The sequence below is a fragment of the Microvirga sp. P4_A5 genome (assembly GCF_056402495.1).
The window spans coordinates 1-18,637 of sequence record NZ_JBFUHH010000003.1 but is presented as its reverse complement, the minus strand read 5'-3'; the positions used below and the strand labels follow the sequence as shown (position 1 = coordinate 18,637).

At 65.7% G+C, this 18,637-nt stretch carries 17 protein-coding genes; 16 read left to right on the top strand and 1 reads right to left on the bottom strand.

Annotation, left to right across the window (positions count from 1 at the left end; all coding sequences use genetic code 11):
* Positions 1-2 precede the first annotated feature (2 nt).
* From metK to AC1DVM_RS01975, 16 genes are all read left to right on the top strand, one after another.
* The gene (gene metK / locus AC1DVM_RS02050; protein ID WP_477251605.1) at positions 3-1,181 is read left to right on the top strand and encodes a methionine adenosyltransferase; all 1,179 of its coding nucleotides are present in this window, start codon (positions 3-5) and stop codon (positions 1,179-1,181) included.
* 5 nt (positions 1,182-1,186) lie between these two features.
* A complete protein-coding gene (trmB, locus tag AC1DVM_RS02045) occupies positions 1,187-1,873 on the top strand; it encodes a tRNA (guanine(46)-N(7))-methyltransferase TrmB (RefSeq protein ID WP_477251603.1) in 687 nt (228 codons plus the stop codon).
* Positions 1,874-1,953: 80 nt separating this feature from the next.
* Entirely contained in the window at positions 1,954-3,462 is a 1,509-nt protein-coding gene (locus tag AC1DVM_RS02040; RefSeq protein ID WP_477251601.1) for a M10 family metallopeptidase, read from the top strand.
* A gap of 254 nt (positions 3,463-3,716) precedes the next feature.
* The gene (gene rimP, locus AC1DVM_RS02035; protein WP_477251599.1) at positions 3,717-4,367 is read left to right on the top strand and encodes a ribosome maturation factor RimP; all 651 of its coding nucleotides are present in this window, start codon (positions 3,717-3,719) and stop codon (positions 4,365-4,367) included.
* 5 nt (positions 4,368-4,372) lie between these two features.
* Positions 4,373-5,980: a transcription termination factor NusA gene (gene nusA, locus AC1DVM_RS02030; RefSeq protein WP_477251597.1), complete on the top strand. Its 1,608-nt coding sequence runs from the start codon at positions 4,373-4,375 to the stop codon at positions 5,978-5,980.
* A 23-nt stretch (positions 5,981-6,003) separates the two neighbouring features.
* Positions 6,004-6,684 (top strand): RNA-binding protein, encoded by a 681-nt coding sequence (locus tag AC1DVM_RS02025; protein WP_477251595.1) that lies wholly within the window; start codon positions 6,004-6,006, stop codon positions 6,682-6,684.
* Entirely contained in the window at positions 6,677-9,517 is a 2,841-nt protein-coding gene (gene infB / locus AC1DVM_RS02020) for a translation initiation factor IF-2 (protein WP_477251593.1), read from the top strand. Before AC1DVM_RS02025 ends, infB begins: the two co-directional genes overlap by 8 nt.
* Positions 9,518-9,682: 165 nt before the next feature.
* Positions 9,683-10,108, top strand: coding sequence for a 30S ribosome-binding factor RbfA (gene rbfA, locus AC1DVM_RS02015; RefSeq protein ID WP_477251591.1), 426 nt, complete (start codon positions 9,683-9,685; stop codon positions 10,106-10,108).
* A 5-nt stretch (positions 10,109-10,113) separates the two neighbouring features.
* Positions 10,114-10,710, top strand: a complete 597-nt coding sequence (locus AC1DVM_RS02010; RefSeq protein WP_477251589.1) for a hypothetical protein — start codon at positions 10,114-10,116, stop codon at positions 10,708-10,710.
* On the top strand, positions 10,707-11,642 hold the full coding sequence (gene truB / locus AC1DVM_RS02005; RefSeq protein WP_477251587.1) for a tRNA pseudouridine(55) synthase TruB: 936 nt from the start codon (positions 10,707-10,709) through the stop codon (positions 11,640-11,642). The genes AC1DVM_RS02010 and truB overlap by 4 nt, the downstream gene beginning before the upstream one ends.
* 302 nt (positions 11,643-11,944) lie before the next feature.
* Positions 11,945-12,214, top strand: coding sequence for a 30S ribosomal protein S15 (rpsO, locus tag AC1DVM_RS02000; RefSeq protein WP_477251585.1), 270 nt, complete (start codon positions 11,945-11,947; stop codon positions 12,212-12,214).
* Positions 12,215-12,499: 285 nt separating this feature from the next.
* Complete coding sequence (gene pnp / locus AC1DVM_RS01995; protein ID WP_477251583.1) at positions 12,500-14,659, top strand: polyribonucleotide nucleotidyltransferase; 2,160 nt, start codon at positions 12,500-12,502, stop codon at positions 14,657-14,659.
* A gap of 445 nt (positions 14,660-15,104) precedes the next feature.
* Positions 15,105-15,533: a class I SAM-dependent methyltransferase gene (locus AC1DVM_RS01990; protein WP_477251581.1), complete on the top strand. Its 429-nt coding sequence runs from the start codon at positions 15,105-15,107 to the stop codon at positions 15,531-15,533.
* Between the two features lie 274 nt (positions 15,534-15,807).
* Positions 15,808-16,791, top strand: a complete 984-nt coding sequence (mbfA, locus tag AC1DVM_RS01985) for an iron exporter MbfA (protein WP_477251580.1) — start codon at positions 15,808-15,810, stop codon at positions 16,789-16,791.
* 75 nt (positions 16,792-16,866) lie between these two features.
* Positions 16,867-17,487, top strand: a complete 621-nt coding sequence (locus tag AC1DVM_RS01980) for a pyridoxamine 5'-phosphate oxidase family protein (protein ID WP_477251579.1) — start codon at positions 16,867-16,869, stop codon at positions 17,485-17,487.
* A gap of 77 nt (positions 17,488-17,564) precedes the next feature.
* Positions 17,565-17,915: a RidA family protein gene (locus AC1DVM_RS01975; RefSeq protein WP_477251577.1), complete on the top strand. Its 351-nt coding sequence runs from the start codon at positions 17,565-17,567 to the stop codon at positions 17,913-17,915.
* Positions 17,916-17,981: 66 nt separating this feature from the next.
* On the opposite strand, the gene AC1DVM_RS01970 is transcribed toward AC1DVM_RS01975, so the two are convergent.
* A complete protein-coding gene (locus AC1DVM_RS01970) occupies positions 17,982-18,545 on the bottom strand; it encodes a BA14K family protein (RefSeq protein WP_477251576.1) in 564 nt (187 codons plus the stop codon).
* Positions 18,546-18,637 lie beyond the last annotated feature (92 nt).

Here is an 18,637-nt window from a genome sequence, read left to right as displayed (position 1 = left end):
TCGTGCGCCGTTCAAGCTATCTGTTCACCAGCGAGTCGGTTTCCGAAGGTCATCCGGACAAGGTCTGCGACCGCATTTCCGACGCCGTGGTCGATGCCTATCTGGCGGCCGAACCGGAAGCCCGGGTCGCCTGCGAGACCCTCGCGACCACCAACCGCGTGGTCATCGCGGGCGAGGTCCGCGGCCCCGATTCCATCACCAGCGAGCGCGTCATCGAGCTCGCGCGTGATGCCATCAAGGACATCGGCTACGAGCAGGAGGGCTTCCACTGGAAGACCGCCGACGTGTCGGTCTACCTGCACGCCCAGTCGGCGCATATCGCCCAGGGCGTCGATTCGGCCGGCAACAAGGACGAGGGCGCGGGCGACCAGGGCATCATGTTCGGCTATGCCTGCAACGAGACCCCGGCGCTCATGCCGGCGCCCATCTACTACGCCCACAAGATCCTCGAAGACCTCAACATCGCGCGCAAGTCCAAGGCCAACGGCGCCGCCATCCTCGGCCCTGACGCCAAGAGCCAGGTGACGGTGCGCTACGAAAACGGCAAGCCGGTCGCCGCCACCCAGATCGTTCTCTCGACCCAGCATCTCGACGAGAACCTCACCTCCGAGGGCGTGCGCGAGATCGTCGAGCCCTATATCCGCAAGACCCTGCCGCAGGGCTGGATCTCCCCCGATACCATCTGGCACGTGAACCCGACCGGCAAGTTCGTCATCGGTGGCCCGGACGGCGATTGCGGCCTGACGGGACGCAAGATCATCGTCGACACCTATGGCGGCGCTGCTCCCCATGGCGGCGGCGCGTTCTCGGGTAAGGATCCCACCAAGGTCGACCGCTCGGCCGCCTATGCGGCGCGCTACCTCGCCAAGAACGTGGTGGCGGCGGGCCTTGCCGATCGCTGCACGCTCCAGCTCTCCTACGCCATCGGCGTCGCCAAGCCCCTGTCGATCTACGTCGACCTGCATGACACCGGAAAGGTGTCGGAGGAGCAGCTCGAGGCGACCCTCATGGACGCCATGGACCTGTCGCCCCGCGGCATCCGCACCCATCTCGGCCTCAACAAGCCGATCTATGCCCGCACCTCCGCCTATGGCCATTTCGGCCGCCAGCCGGACGCGGATGGCGGTTTCTCCTGGGAGCGGACCGACCTCGCCGACACCCTCCGGGCCGCTCTCGGCTAGACACCATGTCCGACCAAGGGTCCGACCGCGCCGGCGCCTTCTTCGGGCGCCGGAAAGGCAAGCGTCTGCGCGCCTCGCACGACCGGCTCGTCCAGACTTTGCTGCCGTCCCTGCGGGTGCGGCTCGGCGATGCGCCCGGGGCGCTCTTCGGGGACCGCCCGACTGAAGCCACCTGGCTCGAAATCGGCTTTGGCGGCGGCGAGCACCTGGCCGCCCAGGCGCGGGCGCATCCGGCCATCAATTTCATCGGCTGCGAGCCGTTCGTGAACGGCATGGCCAAGCTTCTGGCGTCGATCGAGCAGGACAAGCTCGACAACATCCGCATCTGGGACGAGGACGTCACCGATCTCCTGCCGACGCTCCCCGATGCGTGCCTCGACCGGGTCTACATCCTTTATCCCGATCCGTGGCCCAAGCGCCGCCAGCGCAAGCGCCGCCTCGTTTCCGACGACACCCTGCGGGAGCTCGCCCGCGTCATGCGCCCGGGCGCCGAGCTTCGTTTTGCAAGCGACATCGACAACTACATCGGCTGGGTGCTGGCCCGCGTCCTGCGCTCCGCCGATTTCCGCTGGACCGCGAGCGGGCCCGACGATTGGCGCCGGCCTTACGCGGACTGGCCCGGCACCCGCTATGAGGCGAAGGCCATCCGCGAGGGCCGCGTACCCAGCTACCTGCGGGTCCTGCGCATCTAGATAGGCGACGGCGATTCCGGCTTAGACCCCCTTCCCGCGGGCCCCGGACGTGCAACCATCCTCTCCAAACGGAGGGGACAATGGCGTTCGGTGGCGTACATCCCGTGTCGACCGGGTCGCCCTATCTGGACGGCCTGTTCTCCGGCCAGCAATGGCTCGGCAACACCCTCACTTACGGCTTTGCCGCCCGCACTTCCGATTACGATGAAGGCTACGGCAACGGCGAGCCGGGCAGCAATTTCGCCGCTGTGGCGAATCCCATGATGGAGGCGTTCCGCACCCTCGTCGCGGGCCCCGCCGCGCTGACGCCCGTGGCCGGTTTCTCCCTGTTGACCTTCGACGAGGTGACGCCCGGGCCGGGCGCCGCAAAGCCCGACATCCTCATCGCGTGCTCGTCGATGCCGGCGACCGCCTATGCGTATTACCCGAGCCCTGAGCCGTATGGCGGCGATGTGTGGTTCGGCCAGACCTACGATTTCTCCACGCCCCTGGCCGGCAGCTACGCAGCGGCGACGGCGCTTCACGAATTCGGCCATGCCCTCGGCCTGAAACACCCCCACGATTCGCTCGGGCCGGACATGGCCGCCACGGTGCCGGTAGACCGCGATTTCCTCGAATACACCATCATGTCGTACCGCTCCGTCCAGGGCGGCTCGCTCCAGGGCGCCTACACCAACGAGGCCAATGGCTTCCCGCAGACCTACATGATGCTCGACATTCTGGCGCTGCAGACCCTGTACGGGGCCAATTTCGGGTTCCGGAGCGGCGACACCACCTATTCGTGGAACCCCTCGACCGGCGAGGCCACGATCGACGGTGTGGCCCTGGGCGCCCCGGCGGCCAACCGGGTCTTCTGCACCGTCTGGGACGGGGGAGGCAGCGACACCTACGATTTCTCCCAATATACCGGCGCGCTCACGATCGATCTCGAGCCCGGCGGCGCCACGGCGCTGCCCGTCGAGCAGCGGGCCCAACTCGCGCCCGGCATCCGGGCCGCCGGCAACGTCTACAACGCGCTGCTTTTCCAGGGCGATACCCGCTCGCTGATCGAGAACGCGCTTGGCGGCTGGGGCAGCGATACGATCCTCGGCAATGAAGCCGCCAACGGGCTGTTCGGACGGGGCGGTCACGACACGTTGGGCGGCGAGGAGGGCAACGACCGGCTGAGCGGGGGCAACGGCCAAGACCGGTTGATGGGCGGTGCCGGAAGCGACTGGCTTTCGGGCGGCGCCGGCTCCGACCTGCTCACCGGCGGATTCGAGGGCGACATTTTCGCATTCGACGCCCGCCCGCTGAGGACGAACCGCGACCGCATCGTCGATTTCAACGTCCGGGACGACACCATCTGGCTCGACGACGCCGTCTTCAAGACCGTATCGAAGGCGCACGACACGGCGCCCGGCAGGCTTCGGAAGAGCTTCTTCGCGACCGGCAGCACCGCCAAGGACGGCAACGATCACGTCATCTACGACAAGAAGGCGGGCGTGCTGTTCTACGACCCCGACGGCACCGGCCCCGACGCGGCGGTGCAGATCGCGACCCTGACCCGGAAACTCAAGCTGACGGCCGCGGATTTCTGGGTGTTCTAGGTCCCGCGAAGATGTCGCAGACGAGGCGCAGCCACGAGAGGGTGGAGGCGGCGATCACCGAAACGGACTTCTATATCGTGTGAGCGGGCGGGGGGGCCGCGCCGTCGGTCCGCCCCTTGCTTTTGCGGCGTTGAATCAGTATATCTGCCCCGTCAGCTCTGGTTGCAGTGTAAACTGCCTTGCAGGAGTGGACCCCGCCGGGTCCGCTCTTTTTTATTGCTTGGACGCCGGAGCGTGGAGATACACGAGCACCGATGACGAACGAACGCGACAAGCGTCTGATCACCGAAACCGGCGTCGCCGCGCGCGTCGCCGCGGTGGTGGAGCCTGCGATCGAGGACCTTGGCTTCAACCTCGTGCGGGTCAAGATCAGCGCCGAGAACGGCTGCACGGTGCAGATCATGGCCGAGCGTCCGGACGGCACCATGTCGGTGAACGATTGCGCCGCGATCAGCCGCGCGATCTCGCCGGTTCTCGATCTCGAGGACCCGGTGCCGCAGGCCTACCATCTCGAGATCTCGTCGCCGGGCATCGATCGGCCGCTGGTGCGCACCAGCGATTTCGAGCGCTGGACCGGCTATGAGGCCAAGATCGAGATGGCGGTGCCGCTGGATGGCCGCAAGCGTTTTCGCGGCTTCATCCGCGGCGTCGAGGACGGTCAGGCGATCATCGAGCTGCCGGACGTCAAGGAAGGCCTCGAGCCGATCGCCCGACTGCCGCTCACCGATCTCGCCACCGCCCATCTGGTCCTCACCGACGACCTGATTCGTGAATCGTTGCGCCGCGGCTCCGCCCCGCAGGATGACGACGGTGACGACGGCGACACCCAAGATACAAACGACACAAGCGTCGAGTCTGCGCCGAAATCGCGCGGCCGCGACGACGACCCATCGACGAAGGAGTAACTTCCATGGCTGTCAGCGCCAACAGGCTTGAACTTCTGCAGATCGCCGACGCGGTCGCCCGCGAGAAGGTGATCGACAAACAGATCGTGCTCGACGCTATGGCCGACGCCATCGCCAAGGCGGCACGCTCGCGTTACGGCGCCGAGACCGACATCCATGCGGAGATCAACGGCAAGACCGGCGAACTCCGGCTCTCCCGCCACCTTCTGGTGGTCGACGACGCGGCGCTCGAAAACGATTCCCGCGAGATCGCCCTGTCGGAAGCGCGCAAGCGCAACCCGGCAGCCCAAGAGGGCGATGCGATTTCCGAAACCCTGCCGCCCTTCGATTTCGGCCGCATCGCGGCGCAATCGGCCAAGCAGGTGATCGTCCAGAAGGTGCGCGACGCCGAGCGTGACCGGCAGTACCAGGAATACAAGGACCGCATCGGCGAAGTGGTCAACGGCGTCGTCAAGCGCGTCGAATACGGCAACGTGATCGCCGATCTCGGCCGTGGCGAGGCTATCGTTCGCCGCGACGAGATGATCCCGCGCGAAACCTTCCGCCCGGGCGACCGGATCCGCGCCTATCTGTTCGACGTGCGCCGCGAAGCGCGTGGCCCGCAGGTCTTTTTGTCGCGCACGCATCCGCAATTCATGGCGAAGCTGTTCGCGCAGGAAGTGCCGGAGATCTATGACGGCATCGTCACCATCCAGGCGGTCGCGCGCGACCCCGGATCGCGCGCCAAGATCGCCGTGATCTCCCGCGATTCCTCGATCGATCCCGTGGGCGCCTGCGTCGGCATGCGCGGTTCGCGCGTGCAGGCGGTCGTCGGTGAATTGCAGGGCGAAAAGATCGACATCATCCCGTGGTCGCAGGACCAGGCGACGTTCATCGTCAATGCGCTGCAGCCGGCGGAAGTCGTCAAGGTGGTGCTCGACGAGGATGCCGACCGCATCGAGGTGGTGGTGCCCGACGACCAGCTGTCGCTCGCCATCGGCCGGCGCGGCCAGAACGTGCGCCTCGCCTCCCAGCTCACCGGCTGGGACATCGACATCCTCACCGAGGCCGAGGAATCCGAGCGCCGCCAGAAGGAATTCGCCGAGCGCACCGAGCTGTTCATGAACGCGCTCGACGTGGACGAGGTCGTGGGCCAGCTCCTGGCCTCCGAAGGCTTCCGTACGGTCGAGGAGCTCGCCTATGTGGATGCGGGCGAAGTCTCGTCCATCGAGGGCTTCGACGAGGACACGGCGGCCGAGATCCAGGCGCGCGCGCAGGATTATATCGCGCGCATCGAATCCGAGAACGAGGCACGCCGCCAGGAACTGGGCGTCGCCGACGAACTCAAGGACATCGAGGGCATGACCACCGCCATGATGGTGGCGTTGGGCGAGAACAACGTAAAGACCCTGGAGGATCTCGCGGGCTGCGCCACCGACGATCTCGTCGGCTGGACCGAAGGCCGCGGTGCCGAGGCCGTCCGCTACAGCGGCTATCTCGACGGGTTCGAGCTGTCGCGGACCGAGGCCGAGGCCATGGTGATGGATGCGCGCGTCAAGGCGGGCTGGGTCGAGGCGCCGGTCGCGGGCGAGGAGGAGGCCGACGAGGCCCCGTCCGAAGCCGCTGCTTCCTGACCGGTCATGGCAACGCGAGGACAATGGATTTGGCGCGGCACGAACCGGAGCGGACCTGCATCGTTACCCGCGCGGCCTTGCCCGCCGCGGGCCTGATCCGTTTCGTCCTCGGACCCGACAACGCCGTCTATGCCGACCTGAAACACAAATTGCCCGGCCGGGGCGTGTGGGTGACCGCGCGCCGCGACCTGGTGCAGGAGGCGGTCAAGCGCCGCCTCTTCGCCCGCGCCTTCAAGGCCGAGGTGACGGTGAGCCCGACTCTCGCGGACGACATCGCGGCGTCGCTGCGGGAGGACCTCCGCCAGGGGCTGTCGCTCGCCAACAAGGCCGGCACCGTCCTCACGGGTTTTGCCAAACTCGACTCGGCCATCGCCGAAAAGCCCGTCATTGCCCTTATTCATGCCACGGAGGCGGCGGAAGATGGGCGAAGAAAACTCGCGAACCAGTTGCGTAAACGCCTCGGCGGGGCCATATCTGGCTTTCCGGTGATCCAAGTTTTGTCGAATGACGAATTGGGTTTGGCATTAGGCCGGGCAAATGTGATACATGCTGCGCTTGTCGCGGGCGCTGGAAGCGATGGCTTTCTCAACCGCTGGCATCGTTACCGTACTTATTGCGGCATCGAAGCCGAACCGACTGGCCTCGAGACCGAGACCGGCGAACCCACGATTACGCAACCCGCAGGATCTGAGCGGAATGAATGATACGAAAAATCCGGGCGACAAGACTCTCCACGTGTCGCCCAAGACGCTGTCTCTGAAGCGCCCCGTCGAACAAGGCGTGGTGCGCCAAAGCTTCTCCCATGGCCGCTCGAAGGCGGTGGTGGTCGAGACGGTCAAGCGTCGTCCCGTCRCTCCCGGCGGAGCTGTCGAGCAGAAGGCTGCGCCGCCACAGGCCGCGGCTCCGGCTCCGGCTGCGCCCAAGGTCGCACCTCAGGGTCGCGCCGGACGTGGCGGACCGGCATCCAGCGCGCCCCGCTCCGGCGTGGTGCTGCGGACCTTGTCCGATTCCGAACGGGATGCCCGCGCCAACGCATTGGCCGATGCCCGCCGCCGCGAGGAGGTGGATCGTTCTTCCCAGGAAGAGGAAGCCCGTCGCCGCGCCGAGCGCGATGCGGCCGAAGCGCAGGAGCGCGAAGCCGCCGAGGCCCGCAAGCGCGAGGACGACGACCGTCGCCGCCACGAGGACGAGCGCAAGCGCGTCGCCGAGGATCAGGCCCGCCGCCGCCTTGGCGAAGAGGCCGTGCCGGTTTCCGCGCCCCGTCAGGCCACCACTTCGGCTCCCGCCAATCGCGGCCCCTCGCAGGTTGCCCGTCCGGGCGGCGGCGAACGTCCGTCCGGCGATCGTGGTCCCCGTCCCGCAGGTGCGGGCGCCGGTCCGCGCAGCGGCTATGCGGGTCCGCGCTCCGGCGGCGGCACCGTCGGCGGCCGTCCGCAGAGCCTCAATCACATGGCGCGTCCGGCTCCGGTCGTTGCGCCCGATCCGACCACCGCGAAGCCGAACACCCGTTCGGCAGCGCCGGTGGCCGCACGCCCCGCCACCATCGAGGACGAGGATGGCGCCCGCGTTATCCGCCGTCCTGGCGTCGCGGCGAAACCCGCCACCGTTCTCAAGGCTCCCAAGGCCGCTCCAGGCGAGGAAAAGCGTCGCGGCCGCCTGACCGTGACGGCCGCGACTTCGGGCGAGGACGAGCGCACGCGCTCCGTCGCGTCGTTCCGTCGCCGCAACCAGCGCCTCACCGGCCATCGCCAGGTCGAGCAGAAGGAAAAGATCGCCCGTGAGGTGATCATTCCCGAGACCATCACCATCCAGGAACTCGCCAACCGCATGTCGGAGCGAGCCGTGGACGTGATCAAGATGCTGATGAAGCAGGGTCAGATGCACAAGATCACGGATGTGATCGATTCCGACTCGGCCCAGCTCATCGCCGAAGAGCTTGGACACACGGTCAAGCGCGTTGCCGAATCCGACGTAGAAGAAGGTCTGTTCCACACCGGCGAAATCGACGACAACCTGCAGCCGCGTCCTCCCGTCGTGACCATCATGGGCCACGTCGACCACGGCAAGACCTCGCTCCTCGACGCCATCCGCAAGACCAACGTGGTGTCGGGCGAAGCCGGCGGCATCACGCAGCATATCGGCGCCTATCAGGTGACCTCGCCGCTCGGCGGCAAGATCACCTTCATCGACACGCCCGGCCACGCGGCCTTCACCTCCATGCGCGCCCGCGGCGCCAAGGTGACGGACATCGTCGTGCTGGTTGTTGCGGCCGATGACGGCGTCATGCCGCAGACCGTGGAAGCCATCGCGCATGCGAAGGCCGCCAACGTGCCGCTGATCATCGCCATCAACAAGATGGACAAGCCGGACGCGAACCCGCAACGGGTGCGCACCGAATTGCTGCAGCATTCCATCGTGGTGGAATCGATGGGTGGCGACACCCTTGAATTCGAGGTTTCGGCCAAGACCCGCGACGGTCTCGAGACCCTCCTCGAAGGTCTGCAGCTCCAGGCCGAAATCCTCGATCTCAAGGCCAACCCCGATCGCTCGGCGGAAGGCACGGTCATCGAGGCGAAGCTCGATCGCGGTCGCGGTCCCGTGGCAACGGTTCTGGTCGAGCGCGGCACGCTTCGCACCGGCGACATCGTCGTGGCGGGCGCCGAATGGGGTCGCGTTCGCGCCCTCATCAACGACACCGGCGCCAACGTCAAGGAAGCCGCGCCCTCGGTCCCGGTCGAGGTTCTGGGCTTCAACGGCACGCCGGAAGCCGGCGATCGCGTCGCGGTCGTCGAGTCGGAAGCCCGCGCTCGCGAAGTCACCGAATACCGCACCCGGCAGAAGCGCGAGCGTCAGGCCGCCCGCACCGGCGCCGGCAGCCGCACGCTCGTGGACATGATGCAGGACCTCAAGGCCGGAGCCGGCCGCAAGGAATTCCCGCTCGTGGTTCGCGCCGACGTGCAGGGTTCGGCCGAGGCCATCGTCAGCTCGCTCGAAAAGCTCGGCACCGACGAGGTCAGCGCCCGCATCCTGCAATCGGGCGTCGGCGGCATCTCGGAATCGGACATCACGCTGGCGGAAGCCTCCGGCGCCATCGTCCTCGGCTTCAACGTGCGCGCCCACAAGGAAGCGCGCGAGGCCGCCGAACGGGCTGGTGTCGAGATCCGTTACTACAACATCATCTACGATCTCGTGGACGATGTGAAAAAGGCCATGTCGGGCCTGCTCGCACCGACGCTCCGCGAGGAGCGGCTCGGCGAGGCGCAGATCCTCGAGGTGTTCAACGTGTCGAAGGTCGGCAAGATCGCCGGTTGCCGCGTCCTCGACGGCGTGGTCCAGCGCGGCGCCCATGTGCGTCTCATCCGCGACAACGTGGTCATCCACGAAGGCCGCCTGAGCCAGCTCAAGCGCTTCAAGGACGATGCCAAGGAAGTCACGGCCGGCCAGGAATGCGGTATGTCCTTCGAGAACTACCAGGACATGCGCGCCGGCGACCAGATCGAGTGCTACCGCGTCGAGGAAGTGAAGCGCTCGCTCTAAGAAGCGCCTCACCCGATCCGTCAAAATTCATCGTCACCGGGACCTGTCCCGGTGACCCTGCTTTTTTAAGGCGCATGATCGATGCGCGGCCGACGCTTTTTCACCGGAGGTCTCCGGCGAGAGCAGACGGTCAATGGTCCGGTCCAATCCCGGAGGTTTAGAACAATGGCCAAACGTTTCGACCAGAACGCCGGACCGACCCAGCGCCAGCAGCGCGTCGCCGAACTCGTTCGTCACGCCCTCGCCGAAGTGCTGTCGCGCGGCGATGTGCAGGATCCGGTGCTCGGCAAACACGTCATCACCATTCCGGAAGTGCGCATGTCGCCCGACCTCAAGCTCGCCACCGCCTACGTCATGCCGCTCGGCGGCCGCGACGAGGATGCGGTGATCAAGGCGCTGGAGAAGAACAAGGTGATGCTCCGCAAGGAAGTGGCGCGCCGGGTCGCGCTGAAATTCGCTCCCGACCTGCGCTTCCATCGCGACGAGACCTTCGACGAGGCGGACCGGATCACGGCGTTGCTCCGCACCGAGAAAGTGGCGCGCGACACCGCCCGCCCCGAATCCGACGACGATCACGACGCGGAGGAGTAATCTCCGTGAGCGAAGCCCTCGCGGAAATGTCCGACGCCGTCGCGGCGGCACGACGGGGCATCGTCGACCTCATGGTGACGCCCACGAGTGCCGATCTGCGCGTCGCTTCGCGGGCGAATCCCTATCGGCTGTATGAATCCCTGCTGACGGTTCTGGCGCGCCTCGGATCCGGCGCAGTTTTCGCAGGATTGACCGCCCTCTTCCTGTGGTGGATGGGAACCGCCGAGGACAATGTGGTGCTTGCAGGCACCGCTTTGGCCGGCGGAGTGGTGGGCATCGCGGCGTTCCGGTTCGCGGTCGAGCACCAATGGAAAACCCGTCTTGCCCGGGACGTCGTGGCGCGGCGCGATCCCTACCGGCTGACGGGCGACGGGCATTCCCTGTCGATCGAGGACCAACACACCTTGCTGCGCATGAATCTCGACGGCCTGCGGCAGGTCGCCGAGACCCCGCACCACATCATCGTCTTCCACCGCCACGCCCCCGTCCTGGCCCTCCCCCGGGCGGCCTTTCCCCGGGCCGAAATGGCCACCGCGCTGACCGATTTTCTCCGCAGCCGGATCGATTCGGCCACCGGCCCCAGACCCAGAGACCCCTCATGATCGACGCACCCGCAAACCCTCAGCCGCCGCAGCGCCGTCCTCACGCGGACCGCCCCAAGAAGCGCGACGTGAACGGCTGGATCATCCTCGACAAGGGCGTGGGCATGACTTCCACTCACGCGGTCGCGGTGGTGAAGCGCGGGCTCTCGGCCAAGAAAGCCGGCCATGCGGGCACCCTCGATCCGCTTGCCTCCGGCATCCTGCCGATCGCACTCGGGGAGGCGACCAAGACCGTGCCGTTCATCATGGACGGTCGCAAATCCTACGTCTTCACGGTGGCGTGGGGTGAGGAGACCAATACCGACGACGCCGAGGGCGAGGTGGTGGGACAGACCGACCTGATCCCCGAACCCTCCGCCATCGAGGCGCTGTTGCCGCGCTTCATCGGGCAGGTGCAGCAGGTGCCGCCGCGCTTCTCCGCCATCAAGATCCAGGGCGAGCGCGCCTACGATCTCGCGCGCGACGGCGAGGTGGTGGAGTTGCAGCCCCGCACGGTGGAGATCGACCGCCTCGCTCTCGTGCACCACGAGGGCAACCGGTCGGTGCTCGAGGCCGATTGCGGCAAGGGCACCTATGTGCGCGCCATCGCCCGCGATCTCGGCCGGGCGCTCGGCTGCCTCGGCCATATCGCGGCTCTGCGGCGCACACGGGTCGGCCCCTTCACGGAGGCGGACGCGGTGGTGGTCGACGATCTCGCCACCGATCCGGCCGCCTTGCGGCCTGTGGAATCGGCCCTCCACGACATTCCCTCCATCGCCGTCAGCCGCGACATGGCCGGCCGCCTGATGCGCGGCCAGTCCATCATCCTGCGCGGCCGCGACGCTCCGATTTCCGGCAAGATCTACGCCACCTGCAACGGCGTGCTGGTGGCGGTCGGCGACGTCGAGAAGGGCGAATTGGTGCCTCACCGGGTTTTCAATCTGGGAGCTTGAGTTCCCTTGTGTCTCTTCCGGGCCGCATGCCGTATCGACGGTCGATCTCGCCCCCACCTCCAGCTCCTCGCCACGAGGTGGAAGAGAGTGCGGCGTGCCTCCGATCGCGAACCCCTCTGATTTCACTCGCACTTCACGGCTTTTCGTGTATGGTGCCGCCACTTCCCGCGGGCTGTGCCTCCGGGACGCGCTTGAGACAATGACCGCGCTGGACGACATCCCGGCCCGGCCATTCCAGGCGATATCGACCTGATTTCCAACGAAACGGGTCATTTTCAACGTCCAGACCGAAAGGATACACGATGTCGATTACGGCTGAGCGCAAGACCGCGCTTATCAAGGAATACGCTCAAAAGGCAGGCGATACCGGCTCCCCCGAGGTGCAGGTCGCCATTCTGACCGAGCGGATCAACAACCTCACCGGCCACTTCAAGAGCCACGCGAAGGATAACCATTCCCGCCGCGGCCTGCTGAAGATGGTGTCGCAGCGCCGCTCGCTTCTCGACTACGTCAAGAAGGGCGACGAGGCCCGCTATCGCAGCCTGATTGAGCGTCTCGGCATCCGCCGCTGAAGCTCGACGACACTTCCGTCCGGAGCCCGGCTCCGGACGGCCTCTCGCGCATGATCCGGCGAAGTGGAAACCGGTTCGCCGTTTAGGTCATGCGCAACGACAAAAGGGGTCGATGTCGACTCCTGGCGCTCGTGGGACGAGGTCCCCGCGCCTGTACGAAGAGGCGGACGACGCGATGACCATGGCAGGATCGCCAGTGGCTTCTGAGAGACCCGGATCGGGTCCCGGAGCCTCTGGCCGTCTTGCTCATGGCATCGCCCCCGCCACGTCATGAAAGACAACCGAATGTTCGATATTCAACGCGAAGAACTGATGTGGGCCGGGCGCAAGCTCGTGCTCGAAACGGGCAAGATCGCCCGCCAGGCTGACGGCGCCGTCGTCGCCACCTACGGCGAGACCTCGGTCCTCGCCACCGTCGTGTCGGCAAAGGAGCCCAAGGCCGGCATCGATTTCTTTCCGCTCACGGTGAACTACCAGGAGCGCACCTACGCGGCCGGCCGCATCCCCGGCGGCTATTTCAAGCGCGAAGGCCGCCCGACCGAGAAGGAAACCCTGGTTTCCCGCCTCATCGACCGCCCCATCCGCCCGCTTTTCGCCGGTGGCTACCGCAACGAGACGCAGGTCGTCGTGACGGTCCTGTCGCATGACCTCGAAAACGATCCGGACATCGTCGCCATGGTGGCGGCTTCCGCCGCTCTCACCCTCTCGGGCGTGCCCTTCATGGGTCCCGTGGGTGCCGCCCGCGTCGCCTTCATCGGCGGCCAGTACAAGCTCAACCCGCCGCTGCAGGAACTCGAGGAATCGACCCTCGACCTCGTGGTCGCCGGCACCGCCGACGCCGTCCTGATGGTCGAGTCGGAAGCCAAGGAACTCGCCGAGGACGTAATGCTCGGCGCCGTGATGTTCGGCCACAAGCATTTCCAGCCGGTCATCGACGCCATCGTGCGCCTGGCCGAGAAGGCCGCCAAGGAGCCGCGCGACTACCAGCCGGCCGACACGGCGGAAATCGAGGCGGCCGTTCTCGAAATCGCCGGCAACGACCTGCGCGAAGCCTACAAGATCACCAAGAAGCAGGACCGCTACACCGCCGTCGACGCCGTCAAGTCGAAGGTGATGGAAGCGCTCTGCCCGGCAGAGGGCGAAGCGAAGTTCAACCCCGAGAAGGTCAAGGCCGTCTTCAAGGACGCGCAGGCCAAGGTCGTGCGCTGGAATATCCTCGACACCTCGAAGCGCATCGACGGCCGCGATCTGTCGACCGTTCGCCAGATCGTGTCGGAAGTCGGCATCCTGCCGCGCACCCACGGCTCGGCGCTGTTCACCCGCGGCGAGACGCAGGCGCTGGTCGTCACCACGCTCGGCACCGGCGAGGACGAGCAATACATCGACCAGCTCGAAGGCACCCGCAAGGAAACCTTCCTGCTGCACTACAACTTCCCGCCCTATTCGGTGGGTGAGACCGGCCGCATGGGTTCGCCCGGCCGCCGCGAAATCGGCCACGGCAAGCTCGCCTGGCGCGCAATTCGCCCGATGCTGCCGCCGGCCCACGAGTTCCCCTACACCCTGCGCGTGGTGTCGGAGATCACCGAGTCGAACGGCTCGTCCTCCATGGCCACCGTCTGCGGCGCCTCGCTGGCGCTGATGGACGCGGGCGTCCCCTTGCGCCGTCCGGTGGCGGGCATCGCCATGGGCCTCATCCTCGAGGGTGAGCGCTACGCGGTCCTGTCCGACATCCTCGGCGACGAGGATCACCTCGGCGACATGGACTTCAAGGTGGCGGGCACCGAGGGCGGCATCACGTCGCTCCAGATGGACATCAAGATCGCGGGCATCACCGAAGAGATCATGCGCGTCGCGCTCGATCAGGCGAAGGAAGGCCGCAACCACATCCTCACCGAGATGAACAACGCGCTCACCGCGCCGCGCTCCGAACTCGGCGAGCATGCGCCGCGCATCGAGACGATGCAGATCCCCACCGACAAGATCCGCGAAGTCATCGGTTCGGGCGGCAAGGTCATCCGCGAGATCGTGGAGAAGACCGGCGCCAAAATCGACATCAACGACGACGGCCTCATCAAGATCGCGTCGGCCGACGGCAAGTCCATCAAGGCCGCCTATAACTGGATCCGCTCGATCGTGGCCGAGCCCGAGCTCAACACGATCTACGAGGGCACGGTCGTCAAGGTGATGGAATTCGGCGCGTTCGTGAACTTCTTCGGTTCGCGCGACGGCCTCGTCCACATCTCCGAACTCGCCAAGAACCGCGTCAACAAAGTCACGGACGTGGTCAAGGAAGGCGACAAGGTCAAGGTCAAATTCCTCGGCATGGACGAACGCGGCAAGGTCCGCCTCTCGATGAAGGTCGTCGACCAGGAGAGCGGCGAAGACATCACCGAGAAGCTGAAAGCCGAGCGCGAGGCTGAGAAGTCACGGGCTGCTGGGGAGTAAGAATTCCCGATCTCAAACGATCTTGAAAAGGCGCGGCTTCGGTCGCGCCTTTTTTCTTATGCTACGATCTTGATTGATCTTCGCAAAAGATGAGCGTCGCTCCGGGCCCGAGATTTCGAGTCTTTGCGTTTCCTTCTTTGCACAGGACTGGAAATCCTTGGGAGTCAGACTGCCAGACTGGGAATCTGGAAGTCACAAGTTGGAATCCTTTCGGGCCTTCCTGCCGAACCTGCCTGAACTGGTGACACAATGAACAACCCGTGGCTGAAAATCCCTCTGGAAGACTACGAWGGCCACATGGCGCTGCCTGACGTCGGGCAGGCCAAGATGCTCGCTCATGAGTTCCTAGAGATACTGACGGTCCATGCTCCCAAGTCGGCAGCAATCATCGGCTGTTCTGGGGGTAATGGTTTTGTAGAATCTGCCAACGCAGGAGTCAGGCGTCTTGTCGGCCTTGCATATAAACCCGACATTCATCGCCGATGCCGAGGCGCGCTACGCAGGTCACATGCCCGGCCTCGAGCTCTATTGCGCCGACATCCAGGGAGACATGCCAGAAATCGAGCCCGTCCATTTGGTCTACGCAGCTTTGGTTTTTGAGTATGTGGACATTGCCAGGGCTCTGAAGAACCTGCGGGACATTTGCTTGCCAAGCGGAATGCTAGCCGTTCTCTTGCAGTTACCGAAGGAAGGAATGGCGAGCGTGTCACCGTCTCCATTTGTGACATTGAAGGAGCTTACCTCGATCATGCGGTTGGTGCCGCCGGATGATTTCCGCAAGGTGGCGGAGGAGTCAGGCTTTAGCTTTCTCTCGCAAAAGCTCATCACCCTTGGAACTGGAAAGCAGTTCTCCTTGCAGATTTTCCATGTGTAGGGGACTTTACCCAAATGGGTGCTGCTCTCCGTTTTCCGGTGGTTAGCTCACCGTCAAGCACGGTTGGGCAGAGGACTGCAAATCCTTGCGCCTTCCAAAGCCAGACACGCTGCCTCATAATCTGGTTTCGGTGCTGGGACTGTCATGATCGCCGCATCCGCGTCGTCATGTTATCCGACGGTCGGCCGGGTACAAGAAGAGAGGCAGTCGGCCATGCGCGCCGGTCACCGACGATAACCCCAAGTTATTGTTAGAATAAGTCAATAGGCTCGCCATGCTTACCCGCGTCTTCGGCCTCTCCCGCCGCCCCTTCGATTCCCTCTCCGAGCAGGAGATCCTGGCGCTCGCCATCTCGTCCGAGGAGGATGACGGGCGGATTTACCGGGCTTATGCGGACGGCTTGCGGGATGGCTATCCGCAATCGGCAAAAGTCTTTGACGACATGGCCGACGAGGAGGACCGGCATCGGGGGGCGCTGATCGAGGCGCATCGCCGGCGGTTCGGCGACACCATTCCGCTGATCCGGCGCGAGCATGTGCGGGGCTATTACGAGCGAAAACCCGATTGGCTGGTGCGGCCGCTCGGCATCGACAAGGTGCGCGCCGCGGCCGAGGACATGGAGGCGCAGGCGCATCTCTTCTATGTGGAGGCGGCCAAACGCACCACGGACGCATCGACGCGACGATTGCTGGGGGATCTCGCGGCGGCCGAGCAGGGGCACCAGGTCCTCGCCCGCGAACTCGGCCTCGCCCACACGCCGCAAGCCGTGCAGGAGGACGAGCGCCAGACCGAACGTCGACAGCGCATCCTCACCTATATCCAGCCCGGTCTCGCCGGCCTGATGGACGGGTCGGTCTCGACCCTGGCGCCGATTTTCGCCGCCGCCTTCGCCACGCAGGACACCTGGCAGACGTTTCTCGTCGGCCTCTCCGCCTCGATCGGCGCCGGCATCTCCATGGGGTTCACCGAGGCCGCCCATGACGACGGCAAATTATCCGGGCGCGGCTCGCCGGTGAAACGCGGCATCGCATCGGGCGTCATGACGGCCGTGGGCGGGCTGGGCCACGCGCTCCCCTACCTGATCCCGCATTTCTGGACCGCCACCACGCTCGCCATCTGCGTGGTGTTCGTCGAACTCTGGGCCATCGCCTTCATCCAGAACCGCTACATGGACACGCCGTTCTGGCGCGCCGCCTTCCAGGTCGTGCTCGGCGGCTCGCTGGTCTTCGCCGCGGGCGTGCTGATCGGGAACGCGTAGCGGCGCGTGTCGCCAAACAGCCGTCGAGCCGCTAGAAACGGATTGTCGTTCCGTCCCACCCCCCGAGAAGTCACCTTGCGGCATCCTCCGACCATCACCCGCCTTGCCGATCTCGAAGCGCTCTATGACGATCCCGTGGAGGCCTCGCTGGTCAAGGAGGCCGACCGGGTCGTGCCGGTCTATCGCGCCTTCATCGAGGCGGCGCCCTTCGCAGCGCTGGCGACGAACGGGCCGGACGGATTGGATTGCTCCCCGCGCGGCGACGGTCCCGGCTTCGTGACGGTCGCGGACGAAAAGACCCTGCTCTTGCCTGACAGGCGCGGCAACAACCGCATCGATTCGCTGCGCAATATCGTCCACGATCCCCGCGCCGCGCTGCTGTTCCTCATTCCGGGCATCGGCGAGAGCTTGCGGGTCAATGGCCGCGCGGCGATCTCGACCGCGCCGGATCTTCTGGCGCGTTTCGCCGTCGACGGCCGCGCACCGAGGACCGTCCTGGTGATCGGCGTCGAATCGGTGTTCTTCCAATGCTCGCGCGCCATCGTGCGCTCGGGTCTGTGGAACGCCGATTCGCAGGTTGCGCGCGCGTCGCTTCCGAGCGCGGGCGACATGCTGGCGGCGATGAGCGGCAACCGGGTCGGCGGCGCGGAATACGACAAGACGCTGCCGGAGCGGGTGAGCAAGACGCTGTATTAGGTCGCGGAGCCTTGACCTCGGCGCACTCGCCCGCGACAAAGCGAGCGAACCTTTTCCGTCACCACCCGAGGATTCCCATGACCATCCAACGCATCAAGCCCGGCCCGCGCATGAGCGGCGCCGTCGTCCATGGCAACACCGTCTATCTGGCGGGACAGGTGGCGCAGAATGCGGCCGGCCAGAGCGTCACCGAGCAGACCAAGGACATCCTGTCGATCATCGATTCGCTGCTGGCCGAGGCCGGTACCGACAAGACCAAGCTGCTGATGGTCAATATCTGGATCACCGACATGGCGACCTTCGCGGAGATGAACGCGGTGTGGGATGCCTGGGTGGTGCAGGGCAGCACGCCGGCGCGCGCCACCGTGGAGGCGAAGCTCGCAGCGCCGCAATTCAAGGTCGAGATCGCCGTCATCGCCGCGAAGTAACTCCTCGGCGCACATACAAAAAAACGGGCCCGTGTGGGCCCGTTTTTCGTTCAACCGATTGCGCCTTTAAGGGCAGGGATGCCTGAGGCCGTCATAGCCCAGATAGGTGCCGCTGCGGTAATCGTAGGATTTATACCGCTGGGCACAATAGGCCGCCGAGCCGCCGCCGGGAGCCGCATAGACCGGCTGCTGCGCCGCAATCGCACCGCCGACGATCGCTCCGGTCGCGAGGCCAAGGGCCGCGCCACCGTAGCCGTAATTGTAGCCTCCGTAATACGGACGGCCGTAATAGCCGCCGCGATAATAGGGTCGCCCACCGTAAACGGGCCCGCGATAACCTCCGCGATAGGCGACGGCACCGCGACCGCCCGCGCCGCGATAGGCCACAGCGCCGCGACCGCCGGCTCCACGATAAGCGACGGCCCCACGACCTCCGCCACCACGATAAGCAACCCCCCCACGACCGCCACCGCGCCGTTGCACATAACTCACCTGGAGCTGTCCGGTCTCAAAAGCAGTCTTGAGGGCATCCTGGGAAACCGCCTGCGCGACGGCAGGCCTTGCATCGGCAAAAAGTGCCGCGGAGGCCAGAACCGCGGTCGCAGCAACGGCCATCATCAACTTGCGCATGGGAAACTCCATCTAATCCTAAGCGAACTCGGATGCGCCTAAGACGTTCCAGGGGCGAGTCGATGAGAACTCATTCTCGCGCGGAAGTGAGG

Excerpts from the sequence above, each read along its gene's own strand:
- trmB (WP_477251603.1), top strand. The coding sequence starts at position 1,187 with ATGTCCGACCAAGGGTCCGACCGCGCCGGCGCCTTCTTCGGGCGCCGG.
- AC1DVM_RS02040 (WP_477251601.1), top strand. The coding sequence starts at position 1,954 with ATGGCGTTCGGTGGCGTACATCCCGTGTCGACCGGGTCGCCCTATCTG.
- AC1DVM_RS01975 (WP_477251577.1), top strand. The coding sequence starts at position 17,565 with ATGACCATCCAACGCATCAAGCCCGGCCCGCGCATGAGCGGCGCCGTC.
- truB (WP_477251587.1), top strand. The coding sequence starts at position 10,707 with ATGATCGACGCACCCGCAAACCCTCAGCCGCCGCAGCGCCGTCCTCAC.
- pnp (WP_477251583.1), top strand. The coding sequence starts at position 12,500 with ATGTTCGATATTCAACGCGAAGAACTGATGTGGGCCGGGCGCAAGCTC.
- rpsO (WP_477251585.1), top strand. The coding sequence starts at position 11,945 with ATGTCGATTACGGCTGAGCGCAAGACCGCGCTTATCAAGGAATACGCT.
- AC1DVM_RS01970 (WP_477251576.1), bottom strand. The coding sequence starts at position 18,545 with ATGCGCAAGTTGATGATGGCCGTTGCTGCGACCGCGGTTCTGGCCTCC.
- mbfA (WP_477251580.1), top strand. The coding sequence starts at position 15,808 with ATGCTTACCCGCGTCTTCGGCCTCTCCCGCCGCCCCTTCGATTCCCTC.
- rimP (WP_477251599.1), top strand. The coding sequence starts at position 3,717 with ATGACGAACGAACGCGACAAGCGTCTGATCACCGAAACCGGCGTCGCC.
- nusA (WP_477251597.1), top strand. The coding sequence starts at position 4,373 with ATGGCTGTCAGCGCCAACAGGCTTGAACTTCTGCAGATCGCCGACGCG.
- AC1DVM_RS02025 (WP_477251595.1), top strand. The coding sequence starts at position 6,004 with ATGGATTTGGCGCGGCACGAACCGGAGCGGACCTGCATCGTTACCCGC.
- rbfA (WP_477251591.1), top strand. The coding sequence starts at position 9,683 with ATGGCCAAACGTTTCGACCAGAACGCCGGACCGACCCAGCGCCAGCAG.